17 protein-coding genes and 1 other RNA gene are annotated in these 21,171 nt (G+C 65.7%); 4 read left to right on the top strand and 14 right to left on the bottom strand.

Annotation, left to right across the window (positions count from 1 at the left end; genetic code table 11):
• Nucleotides 1-45: 45 nt before the first annotated feature.
• From rnpB to gatC, 5 genes are all read right to left on the bottom strand, one after another.
• An RNA gene (rnpB, locus tag ACESL9_RS09260) (RNase P RNA component class A) lies at nt 46-463 on the bottom strand.
• Nucleotides 464-474: 11 nt separating this feature from the next.
• A complete protein-coding gene (locus ACESL9_RS09255; protein WP_372674748.1) occupies nt 475-1,152 on the bottom strand; it encodes an N-acetylmuramoyl-L-alanine amidase in 678 nt (225 codons plus the stop codon).
• An 8-nt stretch (nt 1,153-1,160) separates the two neighbouring features.
• On the bottom strand, nt 1,161-1,904 hold the full coding sequence (locus tag ACESL9_RS09250; RefSeq protein ID WP_372612773.1) for a hypothetical protein: 744 nt from the start codon (nt 1,902-1,904) through the stop codon (nt 1,161-1,163).
• Between the two features lie 35 nt (nt 1,905-1,939).
• Nucleotides 1,940-3,427, bottom strand: a complete 1,488-nt coding sequence (gene gatA / locus ACESL9_RS09245; RefSeq protein WP_372612775.1) for an Asp-tRNA(Asn)/Glu-tRNA(Gln) amidotransferase subunit GatA — start codon at nt 3,425-3,427, stop codon at nt 1,940-1,942.
• Nucleotides 3,427-3,714: an Asp-tRNA(Asn)/Glu-tRNA(Gln) amidotransferase subunit GatC gene (gene gatC, locus ACESL9_RS09240; RefSeq protein ID WP_372612777.1), complete on the bottom strand. Its 288-nt coding sequence runs from the start codon at nt 3,712-3,714 to the stop codon at nt 3,427-3,429. The genes gatA and gatC overlap by 1 nt, the downstream gene beginning before the upstream one ends.
• A gap of 267 nt (nt 3,715-3,981) precedes the next feature.
• Here gatC and ACESL9_RS09235 point away from each other — a divergent pair, with 267 nt between their 5' ends.
• Together ACESL9_RS09235 and ACESL9_RS09230 are read left to right on the top strand one after the other, a co-directional pair.
• Entirely contained in the window at nt 3,982-4,674 is a 693-nt protein-coding gene (locus ACESL9_RS09235; protein WP_372612779.1) for a metal-dependent hydrolase, read from the top strand.
• A gap of 69 nt (nt 4,675-4,743) precedes the next feature.
• The gene (locus tag ACESL9_RS09230) at nt 4,744-5,514 is read left to right on the top strand and encodes a Crp/Fnr family transcriptional regulator (RefSeq protein WP_372674747.1); all 771 of its coding nucleotides are present in this window, start codon (nt 4,744-4,746) and stop codon (nt 5,512-5,514) included.
• Between the two features lie 31 nt (nt 5,515-5,545).
• On the opposite strand, the gene ACESL9_RS09225 is transcribed toward ACESL9_RS09230, so the two are convergent.
• Both ACESL9_RS09225 and ACESL9_RS09220 read right to left on the bottom strand, forming a co-directional pair.
• Nucleotides 5,546-7,489 carry an acetyl/propionyl/methylcrotonyl-CoA carboxylase subunit alpha gene (locus ACESL9_RS09225; protein WP_372612783.1) on the bottom strand — a complete coding sequence of 648 codons (1,944 nt, stop codon included), beginning with the start codon at nt 7,487-7,489 and terminating at the stop codon, nt 5,546-5,548.
• Complete coding sequence (locus ACESL9_RS09220) at nt 7,486-9,102, bottom strand: acyl-CoA carboxylase subunit beta (RefSeq protein WP_372612785.1); 1,617 nt, start codon at nt 9,100-9,102, stop codon at nt 7,486-7,488. Before ACESL9_RS09220 ends, ACESL9_RS09225 begins: the two co-directional genes overlap by 4 nt.
• A gap of 40 nt (nt 9,103-9,142) precedes the next feature.
• On the opposite strand from ACESL9_RS09220, the gene ACESL9_RS09215 reads away from it, so the two are divergent.
• Nucleotides 9,143-9,949 (top strand): glutathione S-transferase family protein, encoded by an 807-nt coding sequence (locus ACESL9_RS09215; protein WP_372674746.1) that lies wholly within the window; start codon nt 9,143-9,145, stop codon nt 9,947-9,949.
• A 61-nt stretch (nt 9,950-10,010) separates the two neighbouring features.
• Here the strand turns inward: ACESL9_RS09215 and ACESL9_RS09210 are convergent, their stop codons facing one another.
• The 6 genes from ACESL9_RS09210 to ACESL9_RS09185 form a co-directional block, all read right to left on the bottom strand.
• Nucleotides 10,011-11,438 carry a C69 family dipeptidase gene (locus ACESL9_RS09210; protein WP_372612789.1) on the bottom strand — a complete coding sequence of 476 codons (1,428 nt, stop codon included), beginning with the start codon at nt 11,436-11,438 and terminating at the stop codon, nt 10,011-10,013.
• 30 nt (nt 11,439-11,468) lie between these two features.
• Nucleotides 11,469-13,532: a dipeptide ABC transporter ATP-binding protein gene (locus ACESL9_RS09205; RefSeq protein ID WP_372612791.1), complete on the bottom strand. Its 2,064-nt coding sequence runs from the start codon at nt 13,530-13,532 to the stop codon at nt 11,469-11,471.
• 1 nt (nt 13,533) lies between these two features.
• Nucleotides 13,534-14,478, bottom strand: coding sequence for an ABC transporter permease (locus ACESL9_RS09200; protein ID WP_372612793.1), 945 nt, complete (start codon nt 14,476-14,478; stop codon nt 13,534-13,536).
• Complete coding sequence (locus ACESL9_RS09195) at nt 14,459-15,403, bottom strand: ABC transporter permease (protein ID WP_372612795.1); 945 nt, start codon at nt 15,401-15,403, stop codon at nt 14,459-14,461. The genes ACESL9_RS09200 and ACESL9_RS09195 overlap by 20 nt, the downstream gene beginning before the upstream one ends.
• An 82-nt stretch (nt 15,404-15,485) precedes the next feature.
• On the bottom strand, nt 15,486-17,039 hold the full coding sequence (locus ACESL9_RS09190) for an ABC transporter substrate-binding protein (protein WP_372612797.1): 1,554 nt from the start codon (nt 17,037-17,039) through the stop codon (nt 15,486-15,488).
• Between the two features lie 106 nt (nt 17,040-17,145).
• Entirely contained in the window at nt 17,146-19,167 is a 2,022-nt protein-coding gene (locus tag ACESL9_RS09185) for a CocE/NonD family hydrolase (protein WP_372612799.1), read from the bottom strand.
• Between the two features lie 132 nt (nt 19,168-19,299).
• Here ACESL9_RS09185 and ACESL9_RS09180 point away from each other — a divergent pair, with 132 nt between their 5' ends.
• Nucleotides 19,300-20,112: a helix-turn-helix transcriptional regulator gene (locus ACESL9_RS09180; protein ID WP_372612801.1), complete on the top strand. Its 813-nt coding sequence runs from the start codon at nt 19,300-19,302 to the stop codon at nt 20,110-20,112.
• Nucleotides 20,113-20,576: 464 nt separating this feature from the next.
• On the opposite strand, the gene ACESL9_RS09175 is transcribed toward ACESL9_RS09180, so the two are convergent.
• A complete protein-coding gene (locus tag ACESL9_RS09175) occupies nt 20,577-20,918 on the bottom strand; it encodes a hypothetical protein (RefSeq protein ID WP_372615116.1) in 342 nt (113 codons plus the stop codon).
• Between the last annotated feature and the right edge of the window lie 253 nt (nt 20,919-21,171).

Genomic DNA, 21,171 nt, shown 5'->3' with positions numbered 1-21,171 from the left:
TCACCGCGCCACGGGTTTCCAGCCTGTGACGACTTGTCGACAGGAACGCGCGGAGAGCCTGTAAGCCGGATTCTGTCCAAGGGGTCGCCCCCTCTGGATGACCATTCCTCTGGTCCCGCGATTGCCCGCGGGCTCAAGCTGCCAACCCGGATCGCTCGGGCCAAGGCGCCCCTGCCGCGATATCCCGGACCTGGGTCCAGGATCAGGCCGGCGCGCGATCCCTATTCGGCATTGCTCCCGGTGGGGCTTGCCATGCGGGCGCTGTTGCCAGCCCCCCGGTGGGCTCTTACCCCACCGTTTCACCCTTACCAGCGCGCCGCTAAGCGGTGCGCGTGGCGGTCTCTTCTCTGTGGCGCTTTCCGTCGGGTTGCCCCGCCCGGGCGTTACCCGGCACCGTTGCCTTGTGGAGTCCGGACTTTCCTCGCAGGACCCGAAGGCCCCGCGCGGCCATCCGGCCCTCCGCGCAGGTTCCAGTTAGGCATTCGGCACGCCCCGGTCAACGGGGAAACGCGCCGCCAGGTCAGCCATCGCCGCCCTGTCCGCATCGCAGAGCGGCCCCCGGCCCCATGGCCGAAACCTTTGCCGGAACGCCGCGAGGATCACGTCCTCAGCCACATCCCCGACCGGATAGCCGAACCGCGCCGCGTCACGCGCGAAATCGCCCGGCACCGCCCGCCCGGGCCACACGCCCAGCCCCTGCAACGCCAGCCGGCGCCAGTCGAACCGCCGCCCCGGGTCGCTCTTGCGCCCCGGCGCAATGTCCGAATGGCCGATCACCCGTTCGGGCGGGATCGACCAACGATCCATGATCCCGCGCATCAGCCCTTCCAGCGCCGCGATCTGCGCTTCGCCAAAGGGATGATCGCCCCGGTTCGCCAACTCGATCCCGACAGATCGAGAATTGACATCGCGCACGGCGCCCCATCTCCCCGCCCCGGCATGCCAGGCGCGGGCCTCTTCCTCGACCATCTGCCAGACGCGTCCGCACTCGCAGACCATGAAATGCGCCGACACCCCGGCCGCCGGGTCGCATAACCGATCCAGCGCCGCCTCCGCGCTCTGCATCGCCGTATAGTGAATCACCACCATGTCGGGCCTGGCTCCCGCGCGCCGCGGCCCGAAATTGGGCGACGGGCACCAGACCGGGTCCATCAGCAGGGTCAGTTCCCGCGCACCGTGCGGAACGGCGCCGGATCCCAGCTACAGGCATAACCGTCGCCATCGGGATCGAGCCCCAGCCGGTCACGCTCCGGCCCGCCCCTCTCGAGGAATTCCAGTTGCGCAAGGTCGGACGACGGATACTTGGCACAATTGCGTTCATAGCGTGCCTGCGCATTGATCCCGCCGCGCCGGTACATGCTTTCCCCCTTGGGATGCGAAGTCGAAAGCGCGTATTCCACGATATTGGGCCCGTTCTCCCCGCTGCGCGCGGGCAACTCGGTCGGCTCGATCAGCTGGTATCGGGCCTGTTGCTGGCGGCGCAGCTCCGCATCGTCCTCGATCGTTCGCCGCGAATCCACCGCGTTGAAATCGTTCTCGCGCGAGATCCCGGAGGTGTCCGTGACGACATCCGGTGCCGGATCGGACGATCTCTCTTCCGTCGATCCCTCGCCCGCATTCGCCCGCGTCGACTCGAGAACCGCCCGCGCGGCCGCCGCGACCTCTGCACCCTCGTCCTCGGCCTCGGTCGATCCGCCCGCGTCGACCGATGTCGCCGAGAGCGGCGCGCCCGGCTCCTCCCGTGCCGCGGGCGTGTCCTCCCCGGTCAGTTGCGCATCCCGATCCGCCTGGCGCCTGAGGTATTCCGAATAGTCGCCAAATCCCACGCCTTCTCCACTGTCCGGGATCGACGGTTCACAAGCCGCCAGCACGACGAGCGCCGCACCAAAAAGGAAAAACCGCATTTTCAGACCCTGCCACATTGACTCGCCCGCGGTCATTACCACCATTTCCCGGGCTTGGCCACAAACCCGGCCGCCCGTTCCAGCGCATAGGCGCCATTCAGCAGATCGCCCTCTTCCCATGGCCGCCCGATAAGCTGCAACCCCAGGGGCAGCCCCTGCTTGTCGAGTCCCGCGGGCACTGCGATCCCCGGCAAACCGGCCAGGTTCACCGTCACCGTGAACACGTCGTTGAGATACATCGCCACCGGGTCGGCATCGCTCATCTCGCCGAGGCCAAAGGCGGCCGAAGGCGTGGCCGGCGTCAGGATCGCGTCGATACCCGCCGCGAACGCCTCTTCGAAATCGCGCTTGATCAGGGTGCGCACCTTGCGCGCACGGTTGTAATAGGCGTCATAGAACCCCGCCGACAGCACATAGGTGCCCACCATCACCCGGCGCTGCACCTCGTCGCCAAAGCCTTCGGCGCGGGTCTTTTCATACATCTCGGTGATGCCGTCGCCCTGGGCAAGCGTCGCGCGATGGCCATAGCGCACCCCGTCATACCGCGCGAGGTTCGACGAGGCCTCGGCCGGGGCGATCACGTAATAGGCCGGCAGCGCGTATTTGGTATGCGGCAGGCTGATATCCACCATCTGCGCGCCCGCATCCTCCAGCATCCGCCGCCCCTCGGCCCAGAGCGCCTCGATCTCGTCGGGCATGCCATCCATGCGGTATTCGCGCGGGATTCCGATCTTCCTGCCGCGAATGTCGCCGGTCAGCATCGCCTCGAAATCCGGCACGGCCAGGTCAGCGCTGGTGCTGTCCTTCGGATCATGCCCGCACATCGCCTCCAGCATGATCGCCGCGTCGCGCACCGTTCTGGTCATCGGTCCCGCCTGGTCGAGCGACGAGGCAAAGGCCACGATCCCCCAGCGCGAACAGCGCCCATAGGTCGGCTTGATCCCGGTGATCCCGGTAAAGGCCGCGGGCTGGCGGATCGACCCGCCCGTGTCGGTGCCGGTCGCCCCGAGGCACAGATCGGCCGCCACCGCCGCCGCGGAGCCGCCCGACGATCCGCCCGGCGTCAGCGGCACATCGTTATTGCCGCGCCGCCACGGGTTCACCGCATTGCCGTACACGCTCGTCTCGTTCGACGAGCCCATGGCAAACTCGTCCATGTTGAGCTTGCCCAGCATCACCGCACCCGCATCAAAGAGGTTCTGCGTGACGGTCGATTCATATTCCGGCCGAAACCCTTCAAGGATCCTCGATCCCGCCTGCGACGGCACCCCGCGCGTGCAAAAGAGATCCTTTATCCCCAGCGGTATCCCGCACATCGCGGGCGCGTCACCCGCCTTGATCCGCGCGTCCGCTGCCCGCGCCTGCTCCATGGCGATCTGCGGCGTATGGTGAACAAAGGCATTCAACGCCCCCGCCCCCTCGACCGCCGAAAGGCAGGCCTCGGTCAATTCCACGCTCGTCACCTCGCCCGCGCGCAGCGCATCGCGCGCCGCGGCAATCGTCATCCGGTTCAGTTCCGCCATCACTCGACCACCTTCGGCACCGCGAAAAACCCTTCCCGCGCATCGGGTGCGTTCGACAGGATCTTGTCCTGCATGCCGCCATCCGTCACCTCGTCCGCGCGCCGCTTGAGCCGCATCGGCGTCACCGACACCATCGGCTCGACCCCCTCGACATCCACCTCGCCCAACTGCTCGATGAAGCCCAGCACGGCGTTGAACTCCCCGGCCAGCGTCTCCAGCCTGTCTGGCTCGACCCGGATCCGGGCAAGCCTTGCCACCTTCGCGGCGGTTTCCTTGTCGATCGACATGCGCGCCTCCTGCGACATTCCTTGCCCCGGCTCTTAGCGCCCACGCCGTCCGGCTTCAAGACAATGCAGCCCCCCAAGGCATCGTCCAGCCCTTCATCTTGCCCCAAATACTCCCGCCGGAGGCGCACGGGACGGCGGGCGGGGCGATCTGCGAAGCAGGAGCGCCGTTCCGCCAGTCCTGATCCGGTCCCGGTCCGCGCCCACTGGCACAGCGCCCCACACATGTTATCCTCCTTTCGACCACACGAATCCCAAGGGAGGCATTTCATGAACATCATCTGGCTCGGACACGGCTCATGGCGCATCGAGACCGGCGGTCAGGTCCTCTTGATCGACCCCTGGCTCACCGGTAACCCGATGCTGCCCGAGGACCGCCATGACGAGGCGGTGCAGGGCGCCACGCACATCCTGCTTACCCATTGCCATTTCGATCACGTCGCCGACATCCTGCCGCTCTGTCGCAAGCTCGGCATACCGGCCTATGGGCAATACGACATCATGAGCCATTTTGCCGAGAACGAAGGCATCGAGGCGGAGGGCTTCAACAAGGGCGGCACCGTCGATCTGAACGGTGTCAGGGTCTCGATGGTCCCGGCCTCGCATTCCAATACCTTCGCCACCCCTGAAGGCCCGCGCGGCGCCGGTTCCGAGGTCGGCTTCATGATCGCCGCCGAGGGCCACGTGATCTATGCTTCGGGCGATACCGACATCATGGCCGACATGGACTGGATGGGCGCCTATTACAAACCCGATATCGGCATCCTGAGCGCGGGCGGGCATTTCACCATGGACATGAAAGGCGCGGCCTGGGCCGCCAAGCGCTATTTCGATTTCAAGACGGTGATCCCCGGCCACTACCGCACCTTCCCGCTGCTCGAACAGGACGCGTCCGACCTCGCCGCGGGGCTGCCCGGCGTGAACGTGATCGAACCGCAGGTGCTCGAACCGATCACGGTCTGACGGTTCGGGGCCGGCGCCACCGCACCCGCCCCGCGCCCGATTCTCCAACGACGGAATCGCGCGGTTGCCTTGATCTGCATCAAGGCCGGGCGCCGGCAGCTCGCGCATTGTGTCACCGCGAACAGGAGACGTCACATGCAAAGCCTCATTGCCGCAGCGGCGACCCGCTGCCCGGTGCTTTCAAAAGCATCCAGCGCCTCGCGCGAGGCGCTGATGCGTCACGCCGTTCTCCGGCGCCTCGATCGGGGCTCATGCGTGTTTACCCATGGCGATGCGGCCGAAAGCGGTTACGTCCTGATGGAAGGGTGGATCAAGATCACCCGCACCCAGCCCTGCGGCGCGATCAGCATCCTGACCCTGCACGCCCCGGGCGAGACCTTCGGCTTCTCCGACAGCATCCGCAGGCTTTCGCGCAAGGCCACGGCCGAGGCCGCCACCGCCTGCACCGTCCTTTCGGTCTCCGCGCGCTCCATATGCCAGACCATGCGCAACGATCCGAACTTCGGCGACACCATCCTCGGCCACGCGTTCCAGCAAAACGATTCGCTCCTTGAACAGCTCGAAACGCTCAAGATCTTTTCCGGCGTCCAGCGGCTCGCGTGTTTCCTCATACGCCAGGCCAAGCCCGACCAGGAGCGGCACATCGTGCGGCTCCCGTTCAACAAGAACCTCGTCGCCCACTACCTGGGTCTCAAGCCGGAAAGCCTGTCGCGCAGCTTCGCACGGTTGAAGGAGCACGGCGTTCGCACGGTTCCCGAAGGAATCGAGATTTCCGACCTCGACGCCCTGAATGCGCTGGTCGGCGACATCGCGGGACTGGACCTGCGCATGACGGCCTGACAGCCTGACGCGCGCCAAGCGTGCAACACGCCTACCCCGCCGCGATCTCCATCAGAACGGCACGGGGTCCGACCTGTGCGCCCTTGTCCACGTTCACGGCTGTCACCCGGCCTGCCACCGGGCTGACATGGGCATGCTCCATCTTCATCGCCTCGATCACCACCAGAGGCTGGCCCGGCTCGACCACATCCCCCACGGCGGCATTCACCGAAACCACCGTGCCGTTCATCGTGGCGCGCAGCGTGCCGTCGCCGCTTGCCACCCCGCCCTTCACGCCGGGCCGGAAAGTGAGATCGGTGAAATCGAAGCACCGCCCCGCGGTCTGGACATAAACGCCCGCTGGCCCGGCAAGAAATACCGCGACGCGACGCGCGCCCGCCATGTCGAAGGCGACGCGGTGCCCGCGCCGCTCCACCACCCGCAGATCGAGCGCATCATGGCCCGCCATCTCGACATGGCAGACCCCATCGCCACGCACCTGCACATGTGGCTGATACTCGACCTCGCCCCGCATCAAGCGCAGGGGCGCGGAAAACCCGTGGGTCAGCCGCATCCCCGGCTCCGCCCGCAAGAGCGCGGCCGCCAGCATCGCGGCACGCGCCTCGCTCCCCTCGGGAGCACTCAACGCTCCGCGATGTTCCGCCACGAAGCCGGTGGTGGCCCCGCCCGCCGCAAAGACCGGATGTGCAAGGCAGTCACCCAGAAAATCCTTGTTGGTGCGCAGCCCCATCGCCACCGTTTCCCGCAGCCCCGCCAGCAGCCTCTGGCGCGCGTCCTCGCGCGTGGGGCCATGCGCGACCAGTTTCGCGATCATCGAATCATAGTGCGGCGGCACCTCAGCCCCGCTCTGCAACCCGTGATCGACGCGGATGCCATCGGCTGGCTCCCACAGGGTCAGCCGCCCGCCTTGCGGCATGAACCCCGCCTCGGGGTCTTCCGCGCATAGCCGCAGCTCGATCGCATGGCCGTCGAACCTCACATCCTCCTGGCCGAGCGCCAGCCGCTCGCCCGCCGCGACGCGCAATTGCATCTCCACGAGGTCGAGCCCGGTGACCGCTTCCGTCACCGGGTGCTCGACCTGAAGCCTTGTGTTCATTTCCATGAAATGGAAATCGCCTTGCGCATCGAGCAGGTATTCGAACGTCCCCGCCCCCTCGTAGCCGATCGCCTTGGCCGCCGTGACCGAGGCCCGCCCCATCGCCGCGCGCAAGTCGGGGCCGACGGCGGGCGACGGCGCCTCCTCGATCAGCTTCTGGTGACGCCGCTGGATCGAGCAATCCCGCTCGCCCAGGTGGATCACGTTGCCATGCCGGTCGGCCATGATCTGGATTTCAACGTGGCGGGGATCGACGATCGCCTTTTCCAGCAGCACGGAATCGCTGCCGAACGCGCCCTTCGCCTCGGATTTCGCCGATTCCAGGTGGCCCGGGAAATCACGCTCCCGCTCGACACGGCGCATCCCGCGCCCGCCGCCGCCCGCCGTGGCCTTGATCATCACCGGGAAGCCGATCCGCCGCGCCTCGCTCAACAACCGCTGGTCGCCCTGATCCTCGCCCTGGTAACCCGGCACACAGGGTACGCCCGCCGCCTCCATCGACGCCTTGGCGCGGGCCTTGTCTGCCATCACCCGGATCACCTCGGCCCGCGGCCCCACGAAGACGATCCCCGCTTGCGCACAGGCCGCGGGCAACTCCGGGTTCTCGGCCAGGAAACCATAGCCGGGATGGATCGCATCCGCCCCGGTCTTGCGTGCCGCCTCGATGATCGCCCCGATCCGCAGATAGGACTCCCCCGGCGCAGGCCCGCCGATGCACACCGCCTCGTCGGCCATGCGCACATGCGCCGCCCCTGCATCGGCCTGCGAATAAACCGCCACCGTGCCAACGCCCATCTTCCGCGCCGTGCGCATCACCCGCACCGCGATCTCGCCCCGATTGGCCACCAGCAGTTTGGTGAAGGGTGTCGGCCCGCTCATGGCCGCGCCACCGCGAACTGGATCGTGTTGGGCCGCCGCGCTTCGGCCTCGCGCGCGATCTGCATGATCTCGATCATCAGCGTACGGGTGTCGCGCGGGTCGATCACCCCGTCATCCAAAAGCCGCGCCGAGGTATGGAACGCATCCATCTGCCGGTTGAAATTCTCGACGATCCGCGCCTTGAGCGCATCGAGCCTGTCGTGGTCCAAAGCCTCGCCCAGCCGTTCTGCGCGCATCTGATGCACCACCGCCATCGTGCCCGCAGCCTGCTCACCGCCCATCACCGCGGTCTTGGCGTTGGGCCAAGAGAAACAGAACCGCGGATGGAAGCCGCGCCCGCACATCCCGTAATTCCCCGCCCCGAACGAGGCCCCGCAATAAATGGTGAATTGCGGCACGGTCGCGTTGGTCACCGCCTGGATCATCTTCGATCCATGCTTGATGCTGCCCTCCTCCTCATAGCTGCGCCCCACCAGGAATCCGGTCGTGTTGTTGAGATAGAGAAGCGGCGTGCCCGCCTGGCAACAGGCCTGGATGAAATGCGTGGCCTTGGACGCGCCATCGGGGTCGATCGGGCCATTGTTGGTGATGATCCCTATGGGCCAGCCCGCGATCCGCGCATTGCCACAGACCGTCGCCCCACCATAGCGCGCACCGAACTCGGTGAACTCCGAACCATCGACGATGCGCGCGATCACCTCTTTCATGTCCACCGGCTGGCGATGATCCATCGGCATCAGGCCCAGAAGCTCCTCCGGGTCACAGGCCGGCTCGTCGAAATCACGCTCCGCCGCGCCCGCGCAATCCCAGTCGATATCGGCCAGGATCGACCGCGCAAGGCCGAGCGCCTCGCGATCATCCTCGGCCAGGTAATCGCCCAGCCCGGAAATGCCGGTATGCATCTCTGCGCCGCCCAGCTCTTCCTCGGTCGCAACCTCACCGGTCGCGGCCTTCAGAAGCGGCGGCCCGGCCAGGAACGCCCGCGTGCGCCCCCGCACCATGATGATGTAATCCGAAAGCCCGGTCTGATAGGCCCCGCCCGCGGTCGAACTGCCATGTGTGATCGTGACCACCGGCAGCCCCGCCGCCGACAGGCGCGCGAGATTGCGGAAAAGATTGCCACCGCGCACGAAATCCTCGACCCGGTAATCCATCAGGTTCGCGCCCGCGCTCTCGACCAGTTGCACATAGGGCAGCCGGTTTTCGAGCGCGATTTCCTGCGCGCGGATCTGCTTGTCGAGCCCCATCGGCTGCAACGCCCCCGCCGCGATCCCCGAATCCGAGGCGTTGATCATGCAGCGCACCCCCGAGACATGGCCGATCCCGGCAATCACCCCGCCACCCGGCACCGATGCCTCAAGGTCGTCCGTGTCGAGGCCATAGCCCGCCAGTTTCGACAACTCGATGAACGGCCGCCCCGGATCGAGCAAAAGCGCAACCCGGTCGCGTGGCAAAAGCTGATGGCGCTTCTCGAAGCGCGCCCGCGACCGCTCCGATGCCGCACGGGTCCGTGCCTCGATCGCCTCCATCCGCCCCAGAAGATCGAGCATCCCCGCCCGATTGGCCCGGAAACGCTCCGAGTCAGGTGACACTGCGCTGACGATCCTTGCCATGACCTGCCCCTTGCTCTCGCGGCCGGCGCAAAGCGCTCCCATGCTCCTTGCCGCCTCGATTATGGGGCGGCGTGGCAAGAAATGGCAACTCGAAACCACCGGCCGCGAAGGAATGGCAAAAACCGTCTTGGGCCGGGCCGCGATCTGCTCCATAACTTGCTTCGACACGCTGTCGAAACAACGGGGAAACGCGATGTTGCAACTCTGGCATTGCCACGATGCCCGCTCCTTCCGGGCGCTCTGGTCGCTCGAAGAGCTGGGGCTCGAATACGACCTGCACATGCTGCCCTTTCCACCACGGGCGCTGCGCAAGGATTACATGGGCGAAAACCCTCTGGGCACCGTGCCGCTCCTGATCGACGGCGACACCCGGATGACCGAATCCACCGCCATCCCGCATTACCTCTCGACCGTGCATGGCGGTGGCCGACTCGCCCGCGCACCGGGGGATGCCGATTACGGCGCCTATCTCAACTGGCTGCACCATGGCGAGGCGACCCTGACCTTCCCGCAAACACTCGTCCTGCGCTACGCGATGTTCGAACCGCCCGAGCGCCGCCAGCCCCAGGTCGCCGAGGATTACAAGATCTGGTTCCTCGCCCGGCTGCGCCTCGCCGAACAGACACTGGCCGACGGGCGCAGCCATCTGCTGACCAGCGGCTTTTCAAATGCCGACATCTCGGTCGGCTACGCGGTCCAGCTCGCCCTCGCCCTGCGCATGGAGGACGACCTGCCCCCCAATTGCCTGGCCTGGTTCGAGCGCCTCTCCGGGCGCGACGGATTTGCCCGCGCCAAGGCCGCGCAAGAGGCCGCGCTCATGGCCGAAGGGCTCGAACCCACCTTCTGACCCTGGCCGCCACCACCGGCCACGGCCCTCGGCGGCTCATGGCGGCTGGAGCGGCCCGGGTTTACCAGATCTGGTCAAGCATACGCGGTTCCCCGGTCATGTTGAGGCTGCCCAGCGCGCGCAGCCTTGCATGTGCCGCTTCGGACAATGCCTGGCAATCGGCCAGCGCCTCGGCCAGACGCGCATGACTGAACTCGGTCAGGACCTGTTCCGCCAATGGCGCCTCACCCGCCTCAAGAAGCCGTTCGGCGGCGCGCAGAACGTCCGGGATACGGGCATTCACGTCGGCCTCGACCGCGCGCCAATGGGTCCAGACCTCGCCCAGGATCGGATCCGGTTTCTGGAAGGCCAGGTGCATCAGCCGCTTGAACTCGTGGAACGCCGACGGCCCGGTTTCGATACCCTGCGGGACAGGTGAAACCGTGTCCGGATCCTTGTCCCTCTTGCGGCAATCCAGGAAACGATGACTCTCGCCCGTTGTCAGGTAGCGGTGTTGCCGCCAGGCCGGCGGCACCGGGCCTTGCCCCAGAAAGACCGGCAAGAGCGGCGCGGTGACCGGCCCGACCGGCGCGTGCCACATCATGCGCAACGCGTCATGGGCGGGGTGGATCAGCGGCACAACCTGTCCGTATCCGGCGGTGTCTCCGGTCAGGCGCTCGGTGCTGATCGACCAGAAAACGTCCTCCAGCCCGATCTTTTCGGGTCGGGCCGCGCGGGCGCGCATCTCGTCCTCGATCCATGCGACCCCGTCCCAGCGGTGCTTGCCATCACCATAGATGCGGTTGACGTGGAACGGCCCGTCATCCGGCGACCACCAGCCCTGTTCGCGCGCGGTATCGAAGAAATGCTGCGGGAACCGGAAATCATCGTTCGGTGCATCGGGAATTTCCCCGATATAGCCCGGCCGCGAGGCGCGGATGCTGTCCGGCCCCAGCCGTTCGGCACACCAAAGGCCCTTGCCGCCGGCAAACTCGATCACCACCCAGGCCTCGTCCGGGTCGGCGATCATGTGGGAATTCCCGCCATAGGTCGAATACCCATGTTCGGCGATCAGCCGTCCGATCAGATCGACGCCCTCGCGCGCGCTGCGCGCGCGCTCCACCACGATCCGCGCGAGGTCGGAATAATTCGGCCCGGTCTGGTCTTTCGGCGTCATCGCGATCAGCTCGTCCCGCGACGTGGACCAGATGTCGCGCACCGCCACGCCGCATTCGTTCAGCCCGCCATTGGTCAGCGGCGCCGGCACGCCAAGATAATAGCTGTAACTCACCCGCATGTTGCGCAGCGTCTCGCGCGCCTGCGGGATCTCGCTCAGATACCCGGGCATGTCGGCCTGCGGGGTCACGCCAACGGTGAGGGTCGCACCGTCCGGATGCGCTGCGCGCGGGTTGATTTCGAGCCAGTGGCTGCTGGGCTCATCGCCGTACCCGGCCAGGTAGGCCACCCCGTCAGCCGTGTGGTTGCGTCCGATGTAAATACCGTAACTCATTGTGTTTTTCTCTTGCTGGAGTCTGCGTTGTTAGTGCCCGAGGGGGAAATGGCAGGCGTGTTGCCGCCCATCGGCCATTGTCACATGCGGGGGTTTCTGGGCGCGGCAAAGGTCTTGTGCGAAGGGGCAGCGGCCCGCGAAATCACAGCCTTTCGGACGGTTGAGCAGGCTTGGCACCTCGCCCGAGATCGACACGTGCACGCGGCGGCGGTCGGGGTCGGGTTGTGGCACGCCTTCAACCAAGGCCTGCGTATAGGGATGCACCGGGCGGGCAAAGACCTCATCGGTGCGGCCCTCCTCGACGATACGGCCCAGATACATGATCGCCAGCCGATCGGCAATATGGCGCACCACCGGCAGGTTATGAGTGATGATCAGGTAGCCCAGCCCGTGTTCGGCCTGCAAATCGGCCATGAGGTTGAGGATCTCGCCCTGCACCGACACGTCCAGCCCGGCCGTCGGTTCATCGGCGATCAGCAGCTTGGGATTGAGCGCCAGCGCCCGGGCCACCCCCACGCGCCGCGCCTGCCCGCCCGACAATTCGTGCGGATAGCGCGACAGGAACGCTTTGGGCAGGCGCACCATCTCGGCCAGCCGTTCGGCTTCGTCATCCAGGTCGAGCCCGGTGATGCCGTGGATCTGGAACGGCTCGGTGATCAGCGCGCGCACCGATTTGCGCGGCGAAAGCGAGCCGACCGGGTCCTGGAACATCATCGCCATGTCGCGCCGCATCGGCTTGAACCGCGACTCGGGCATGTTGCGGATCTCCCGGCCCTCGAACCGCACGCTGCCCGATTGCGCCGGGACCAGGTTCAGCACCGTGCGCCCCAGCGTCGTCTTGCCAGAGCCGCTTTCTCCCACCAGCCCCACGGTCTCGCCCGGCGCGATCGACAGGCTGACATCCAGCACGGCATCCACGTGACGGGTGCGTATCCCCTTGAGGCGTGCCCGCAATGGACCAACGGTCTCGAACTGCACGTTCAGGTCGGACACGTCGAGCAGCGGATCGTCACGCTTGACCCGGGCCGGCTTGCGTGCACCCGCCTCGCCGCGGCCCACGGTCATCACGTCGAGCGCCGGCGGCCAGTCCGGGTCGTGATGCGGCCCTTCGAGAAGGTGGCATCGCGCAAGGCTCATGCCAACACGGGCGACATCCGGTGGTGGCCGGTCGCGGCAGACCGGCATGGCCCGCTGGCAGCGGGGCGCATAAACACAACCCGAAAGCGGCCTTGTCAGGTCGGGAATGTCGCCCGGGATGACCGGCAGCTTGCGCGACACGTCGTCGATCCGTGCGGGATCGCATTCCAGCAGGGCGCGGGTATAGGGGTGCTGCGCGTTATGGAATATCTCGCGGACCTCGCCCGCCTCGATCACCTCGCCCGCATACATCACCACCACGTCGTCGCAAAGCTCCGCGATCAGGCCCAGATTGTGCGAGACCACGACCACCGTCGCATCCAGCTCGCGCTGCAGATCCTGCAACAGGTGGATGATCTGCGCCTCCATCGTGACGTCAAGCGCGGTGGTCGGCTCGTCGGCCAGCAAGAGTTGCGGCCCGGTGAGCAACGCCATGGCAATCCCCGCACGCTGGCGCATCCCGCCGGAGAAGTGGTGCGGGTACTGGTCGATCCGCTTGTCAGGGTCGGGAATACCGACCTTGCCCAGCATCTCGACGGCCATGCGGCGTTTCTCGGCGGTGGGCAGGCCGGGCCGGCGATAGAGGATGTCGCGCATCTGCGTGCCATAGGTCAGAACCGGGATCTGGCTGGTCATCGGGTCCTGGAACACGACCGAGATTTCCTCGCCCCTCGTGGCGCGCAGCTGCGCCTCGCTGGCATGCAGCAGGTCGCGATCTTCGAACAGCACCTCGCCGCTCGTCACCTCGGCATTCTTGGCCAAAAGACCCAGGAGCGCCCAGAGCACGGTGGACTTGCCCGACCCGCTTTCACCGACGATGCCCACGATCCGGTTCCTGCGGATCGGAAAGCTGATGTCGCGCAGCGCCTTGACCCGGCCCCGCGGGGTGCGGAAATCCACCGACAGGTTGCGGATATCGAGCAGGGTTTCAGGCACGCGGGTTGCGTCCTTGGGCATGTCAGCGTCCTTTTCCCATGCGTGGATCGAAAATGTCGCGCAGCGCCTCGCCAAGAAAGGTGAAGCCCAGCGTGGTCAGGACCAGCGGGATGCCCCCGGCGATCACCATCAAGGGCGCATCGCGGATCACCAGGTACCCTTCGTTCAGGATCGTGCCCCAGCTCGCTGTAGGCGGCAGCACGCCCAGCCCAAGAAAGCTCAGGCCGGCCTCGACAGTGACCACGACCGGCACGTCCATCGCGGCCAGGATCAAGAGCGGCCCGACGACATTGGGCATGACATGGTGCAGCAGGGTCCGCGCCGTGCTTGCCCCGAGCGACCGTTCCGCGAGGATGAAATCGGTATTCCTGAGCGTCAGCGTCGCGGTCCGCGCCACGCGCGCGTATTGCGGGATCGAAGTGATGATCACGATGGCAAGAACCATTTCCAGGCTCGGCCCGGTCAGGGCCACCATGGCGAGCGCCAGAACGATGGTCGGAAAGGCCCGCACCGTATCGAATGCCAGAAGCAGCAGGTTGTCGAGCCAGCGCGGCCCGAACCCGGCAATCATGCCGAGGACAAGCCCCGCGACCAGTGCCACGGACACGCCGATGGCCGCGATCTTCAGCGCCACGCGCCCGCCATAAAGGATGCGCGACAGCGTATCGCGGCCCAACTGGTCGGTACCCGCAAGGTGATCCCATGTCGGACCCGACAGACGCGACGGCACGTCGAGCGCGTTGGGATCATAGGGCGCGATCCATGGCGCGAAGATCGCGCTGGCAAAGAACAGGACGACAAGGACCAGCCCGGTCAGCCCCTGCCAGTTGGTCAGGAACATGCGCAGCTTTTCACGGCGTTCGCGCGCAGCGGACTCGCGGATCGCCCCGGCGGTCACGTGATCGGGAAGACCCGTCGCGTCGACGACCGGGAGACCGGTTTCGGATTCAGAGCGATTCTCGGACACGGGGATCAAACCAGGCTATGAGGACGTCGGAAAACAGGACGACGAGGATATAGAGGCCGGTGGCCACCAGGACCGCGCCCTGCACGATCGGGAAATTGCGCGCCATCACGGCGTCGAAGATGAGCTTGCCGATGCCGGGGCGGGCAAAGATGATCTCGGCGAACACGGTCGAGGAAATCATGCCGCCAAAGCCCATGCCGATCAGCGTGATGGTCGGCAGGATCGCCACCCGCAGGGCATAGCCGAAGATCACCCGCTGCGGATGCAGGCCAAAGGCGCGGGCCGAGCGGATGTAGTTCTCGCCCATCACCTCCAGCATCGACGCCCGCACCATCCGCGCAAGATAACCCACCCAGCTCAGCCCGATGGCAAAGGCAGGCAGCACCAGGTGCGACAGTTGATCGCCGAGTTCTCCCGGCTCGCCCGCGCCGATGGCCGGCAGCCAGCGCAGCTGCACCGCGAAGATCAGCAGCGCCCAGATCGACACGAGGAACGAGGGCACGGCGATGGTGCCCACCGACAGCACGCCGGTCACACGGTCGAGCCAGCTGCCCGGCTTGACGGCCGCAAGGCAGCCCAGCGGAATACCCAGCAGCATGGCCCAGCCCATCCCGGCACAGACCAGCGCCAGCGTAAAGCCGATCCGCTCCATGATGATCGCCGTCACGGGGCGGTTGGAAAACACGTCGAGCCCCAGATCGCCAGTCAGCGCATTGCCGATATAGATCAGGAATTGCCGCCAGACCGGTTCGTCGAGATGCATCTTCTCGGCATAGCGCGCGATCGCCTCGGGCGTGGCGCGCGGGCCAAGGGCAATTGTTGCCGGATCGCCCGGAATGAGGTGGAGCAGCGAGAACAGCACGAGCACGACGAGGCCGATCACCGCCGCGGACAGGCCAAGGCGCTTGGTCAGGTAATAAAGCAAAGTGATCCTCCTATGGCCCCGACGAGCAGGCGCGCCGTCCCGGCCCGAACGATGCGGGCCGGGACGGAGATCGTCCTCGTGGTTACGCCTTTTCGAAGCGGCGGTAGTTCAACTCGCCCGACGGGGCGGCGTTCACCACGATGTCGGTGCTGTGAACAAAGGCTTCCGGTTCATGGTTGATCCAGACATAGGCACCGGTGTTTTCCATGATCTCCTGCATGCGCACATAGATGTCATGGCGCTTCTGCGGATCGGTTTCGTCGATGCCTTCCTGATAGAGCCGGTCGTATTCTTCGTCCGTCCATCGTTCCCAGTTCCACACGCCGACCTGGTCCGAGGTGAACCATTGCGTCGCCTCATAGGGGTCGGGCGTGGTCCCGAATCGCATCAGCCACAATTCCAGGTCCTTCCAGGTCTCGCCCTTGCTTTCCTGGCCCATCTCCCAGAACGGCCCGCTGTCGAGCGGAACGACGGTCACCGTGATGCCCACTGCGGCGAGGTTGGACTGAATGATCTGCGCGGCCAGCATCCGCTCCTGGTTGTTGAGGGTGCGCAGGGTCAGTTCCAGCCCCGAAACGCCCGCCTCGGCCAACAGCGCGCGCGACCTGTCCGGGTCAAGGCCATAGCCCGTGCTGTCGCGCTGACCGATCAGGCCGGGGCAGATGATACCGTGCGACCTGGGCGTGGTGCCCGAGTATGCGCCCTGAAGTATCGTGTCGACATCGACGGCGTGCTGGATCGCCTGGCGCACGCGGATGTCCTGCAACTTGGGATGCTCGGTATTCATTCCCATCCACATGTATTGCAGCTCGCCCGCAACGGCGATGCCGGTGCCGTCGGGCATGTCCTTGGCATAGCGCGCCAGCGTGTCGGCGCCCACCTCGGTGCAATCCAGCTCACCGGCCTCGAAGGCCAGCTCCGCCGCCTTGACCTCGGAGATGACGTTGCATTCCACCCGGTCAAAGGCCGGCGCCGGCCCGGTCCAGTCGGGGTTGGCGCTGAAGACCGCGCGCTGGCCGGGTGTCGCCTCATAGGTATAGGGGCCGCACACGGCCGGAAACTGGGTGGTGAACTCTCCGCCCGCATCCGCCATCGCCTTCTCGCTCAGCACTGCGCCGGGCCCGTGGCAAAGGGTGATCATGATGAATGGCGCGAACGGCTTCGACAACACGATCGTGCCGGTGCGCTCGCCGGTCACTTCGACATGATCGAGCGCCTCGAAATAGCCCGACCAGTCGGTGTCCTTCATGCGCTCGTAGGAAAACTTGACGTCCGCGGCCGTGACCGGCCCATAGCCGTTCGACCATGTCAGGCCCTCGGTCAGCTCGAAATCGATATGCGTCGCGTCGCGCTGTTCCAGCCTGGTGACGAAATAGGTCGGCTCCCAGGTAAAGGTATCCCCGTCGCGGGCATATTGCGCAAGAAAGGGCAGACATTGCTTCTGCGCCTCGATCTCGATGCCGCCGGTCATGAAGCCCGGGTCGAGCACGTCGTTGTCGCTGTCGATGCGCAGGCGCAGCGTGCCGCCGGTCTGCTGGGCAAAGGCGGCCGTGGTCCAGGCCGGGGCAAGGCCCAGCGCACCCAGTGCCGCCGTTGTGCCGAGAAAACCTCGGCGCGTCGTTGCAGTCGGTTTCATTCTTGTTCTCTCCCTTGATATTGTCCGGCCAGAGCATGGCACAGGCCCCCGCGTCGGCCCACTTCGCAACTATTCGCAACGTGACGCACAAACCGCGTCTTTTCGCTCACAAGTGATCGCGCGCGATCCGTTCCTCCCACTGCTTTTCCGCTACCAGTGTCTCACCTTCCCATGCGCGCAAGGTCGCGGTGATGATGAAGTCGTTCTCATCCCCGCGCAGGCTGGTCTGCGTGACCGAGCGCACGGACCAATCCCCGCGCCGCAACCCGTGATGCCATTCGGTCCGGCCCCAGGCGTCGCATGGATCATCCAGCGCTATCCCGTAGGTCTCGTATCCCTGCTTGTGCAGCGTCAGATCGTTATCCGGAAGCCGCGTGACCCCGCTGCCACCGGCAATCTGCATCTGCATCTCGCCGCCGGCCGCATCCTCGACGATGCGGAAATGGGTCTCGGGCGCGGCAACCTGCTCGATGGGCGCCGGCGGCCCGGCCTCGGGTGCCTCGAATGCCGGCAACACGTCATCCAGCGGCGATGGATCGCGCAAGGGCAGTTCCAGTGCGCTGCCCGCGGTGTGAACCGACAGCGTCACAGGCGCGGGCGCGGGCCAGATCATCGGGAAGTAACCGGTCGAGAGGGCCAGTCTCAGGCGGTGCCCGGCCGGCAGCGACTGGGCCACGGGCTTCATCGGGATGATCACATCGTAAACCCGCCCTGGCTCCAGCGCCTCGGGGCGGTCATGGCCATTCCTGTGGGTAAGGTTGAACACCCCGAAGGACAGGCGCGTTCCCCGCCCATCGGGATGCACGTCCACCAGCCGGGCCGCGACCTGGGCGACCGGACGGTCAACGCTCAGCCGCAGATGCACCCTGGCATCGCCGACGAAAGCCAGCCCGGTCTCGGGTACATCCAAGTCAAAGCACAGGCTGCCCGCGTCGTCCCGGCGCTGATCGACCGGGGCATCGCCCGGCACGCCGTAGCCGCACCACTTTCCCGACGCCATGCCGACATCCGCGGGACTCTGATGGACAAGGACGGCGCCCTTCGCGGGTGCGACACGTGTCATCCCGCCCTCCGGGGCAAGGTGAAACAGCCTGCGCCGAACCTGCGGCGAAGGCCAGCCCGGCTCGGCGATCCAGCGTCCCGGGCGCGTCACGTAATGGCCCCGCGGCGGCACTCTGTCCTGCATGTAAAGCCGCAGCATCGGCTCGTCCATCATGCCGGTATCCCGCCCCTTGAGCCAGTGATCCCACCAGCGCAGTTCGTCCTGCAGGAACCCGATCGCGGGCCCCGGCTCTCCCATATGCGGGTAGCGGTGCGCCCATGGGCCCACGAGCCCCTTTCTGGGGCCCTGCAGATTCTCCATCAGGCGAAAGACGCTGCGCGGATAGCCATCGGCCCAGCCCGAAACGGCGTAGACCGGCACCTTGACCCGTGCCCAATCCTCGCAGATCGACCCGTGGCGCCAGAATGCGTCGCGGCGCTGGTGCTCGAGCCAGTTCCTGAGCCACAGCCCACTGCCCTCAAGGCGCTCCAGCCACATCTCGCGCCACTTGTCACCGACATTCGCCGGGTCCGGTGGCAGCGTGTTGCGCCCGAACATGATCGAGGCCCAGCTGAGCTGTTCACCCAGCAGGCAACCGCCCATGTAATGGACATCATCGGCATACCGGTCATCGGTAGAGCAAAGCGTCACCACCGCCTTCAACACGGGTGGTTGCAGGGCCGCGATCTGCAACCCGTTGAAGCCACCCCAGGAAATGCCGATCATGCCGACATTGCCGTCACACCACGGCTGATCCGCGATCCAGGCTATGGCGTCACACCCGTCCTGCAATTCCTGCGGCAGGTATTCATCCAGCATGAGCCCCTCGGAATCGCCCGCCCCGCGCAGGTCCAGCCGGATCACCGCGTAACCATGCCCCGCCAGGTAGGGCTGCATCGAGGCATCGCGCGCCGTGGTGAAATCATTCTTGCGATAGGGAAGATATTCGAGGATCGCGGGCACCGGCGCCGCCTCGGCCCCTTCCGGCATCCAGATCCGCGCCGCCAGCCTGCAACCGTCGGGCATGGGGATCTCCACATGCCGGATCTCGGTCACCGCGTGGGGGAATTCGTTCACATGCTGCATTGGCCTGCCTCCGGTTCGAGGCGCACAGAAGCGCGCCCTGCACGGCGGAAGCCTAAGACGCGCCCGGCCGGGGGGCAATTTCGCGGCCATTCGCGAATTGACGCGCTACACGCATCACCTTAACAAGGCATCATGTCCGATGAGCTTCGCCACAACCTCGCGCTGCTGTGCAGCTATCACCTCTCCATCGCCGAGGTCTGCCGCAAGCTTGAAATCAACCGCCAGCAGTTCAACAAGTACCTCGCCGGCAGCTCCCACCCGTCGCGCCACAACATGCGGCGCATCTGCGATTTCTTCGGCGTTTCGGAATCCGAACTCCTGCTCGATCCACCGCAATTCGAGGAAATCGTCGCCCTCAAGCGCAAGCCGATCCAGCAGGAGGCGCTCAGCAAACCGCTCCGCCATCTCGACCGGCTGTATCAGCACAGCCATGGCCTCGAGAAATATCTCGGCCATTATTTCCGGTATTTCTATTCCTTCGGCAATCTCGGTCAGGTGATCCGGTCGCTGGCGCTGATCTACAAGGAAGACGGCAAGTACTACTGGAAGAACATCGAGGTCCTGCGCGATCCCGCAACGGGCCGCGCGATGGGGCTCAACAAGTATGAAGGCGTGTTGTTCTTCCTCGCCGACCGGATCTACATCATGGAATACGAATCGGTCGAGGTGAACACGATCACCCAGGCGACCCTCTACCCCAGCCACCGAAGCCGGCTGGACATCCTTGTGGGAATCCAGACCGGCGGACCCACGCGGCGCGGCCGCAAACCGGGGGCATCAAAGGTCGCGCTGGAATATCTCGGACGCGACATCGACGCGCGCGCGGCGCTGAAACGCACGGGCCTGTTCAATCCGCAGAACGGCACGATCCGGCCCGAAATCCTCGAACTCATCGAGAACCGGATGGACCCCGGGAACTTCGTGTTCGACGTGGACGAACCGTGACGCCCCCCGGATCGCGCGCGCGCCCAGCCCGCGTACAACCGGACAATGGCCCCCCGCCGATGACGTTCGACAACCCGGTTGAAAAGATGCCCGCCCTCCTCGACGTGACGGGCGTCGCGACCACGGCGACAAAAGGGCAGGGAATGTTCCGATATGTGGGCATTCGCTGCAGGTGGCAGGATTTGCTAAGCCACAGTGCAAACACGGGGTCAACAAGCGCGACCGGCCCGGAGCGGACGTTGGCGCCCTACGCAGCGAACAGTGGCTTCGAGCCCACTTCCGCCCTTCATCGGTCTACCGATATGCTGCAGCGAAGCCTGCCCATTCTGGAAATTCGCGGCAGAGTATCCCCGCCGATCCTTGTGCTGGCCCCGCCGATGAAGCTGCCAAATCGGCTTGAAACGCCGTCCCGAGGCTCAACATGGAGATAGAGTGACGATATGCCTTGGCGGGACTCGCCTGCGCTACTCCATGCCTTCTATGATCAAATCGGCACACGAATCCGCCACTTCCGACTGATACTTTTCGCTCACATTGTCGACCCAGCCAGCCTCGACCACGAAGTTGTCACGCTGATAGCTCCGTTCTTCCTTCAACAAGGCGATCTGTTCCGGCTCTTGCTCGGCCTTGGCGACGCAGAGGGGTGTGAACGCCTGAACGACGGCTGATTCCGCACTGGCGGATTGCATCTCGGACGCTGTTCCACCAGTCACCCATCCGCCCCAGGCAAATCCGATCACGATCGCGACGATCGCGCCACCGATGGCACCCCACACTGCGGGTTTGGTAGCTTCGGGAATATTCATTGCTGATCCTTTTCTGTTGAGTTCCCGCCCGTGGAGGATCTGCCTGCAAAGACGGGATTCTTGAGCAATAACGCATTTTACTCTCTGACGTGATCAAAGAGGATCATAAAAAAAGCGCGAGCACACGACTGTTAATGACGTTTCTGATGGCCACGCGCGCGAGGCGTGCATCGCACGATCCCAAACCTGCTGGGGGCGTAGATGAAACGACGGACCCGGCCAAGCGTCAGCATCCTGATCAAGGAAGACCCCC

Origin of the sequence: Aquicoccus sp. (assembly GCF_041686535.1) — a bacterium.
Classification (GTDB): Bacteria; Pseudomonadota; Alphaproteobacteria; order Rhodobacterales; family Rhodobacteraceae; genus Aquicoccus.
This window is presented reverse-complemented; position numbering and strand designations above follow the sequence as displayed.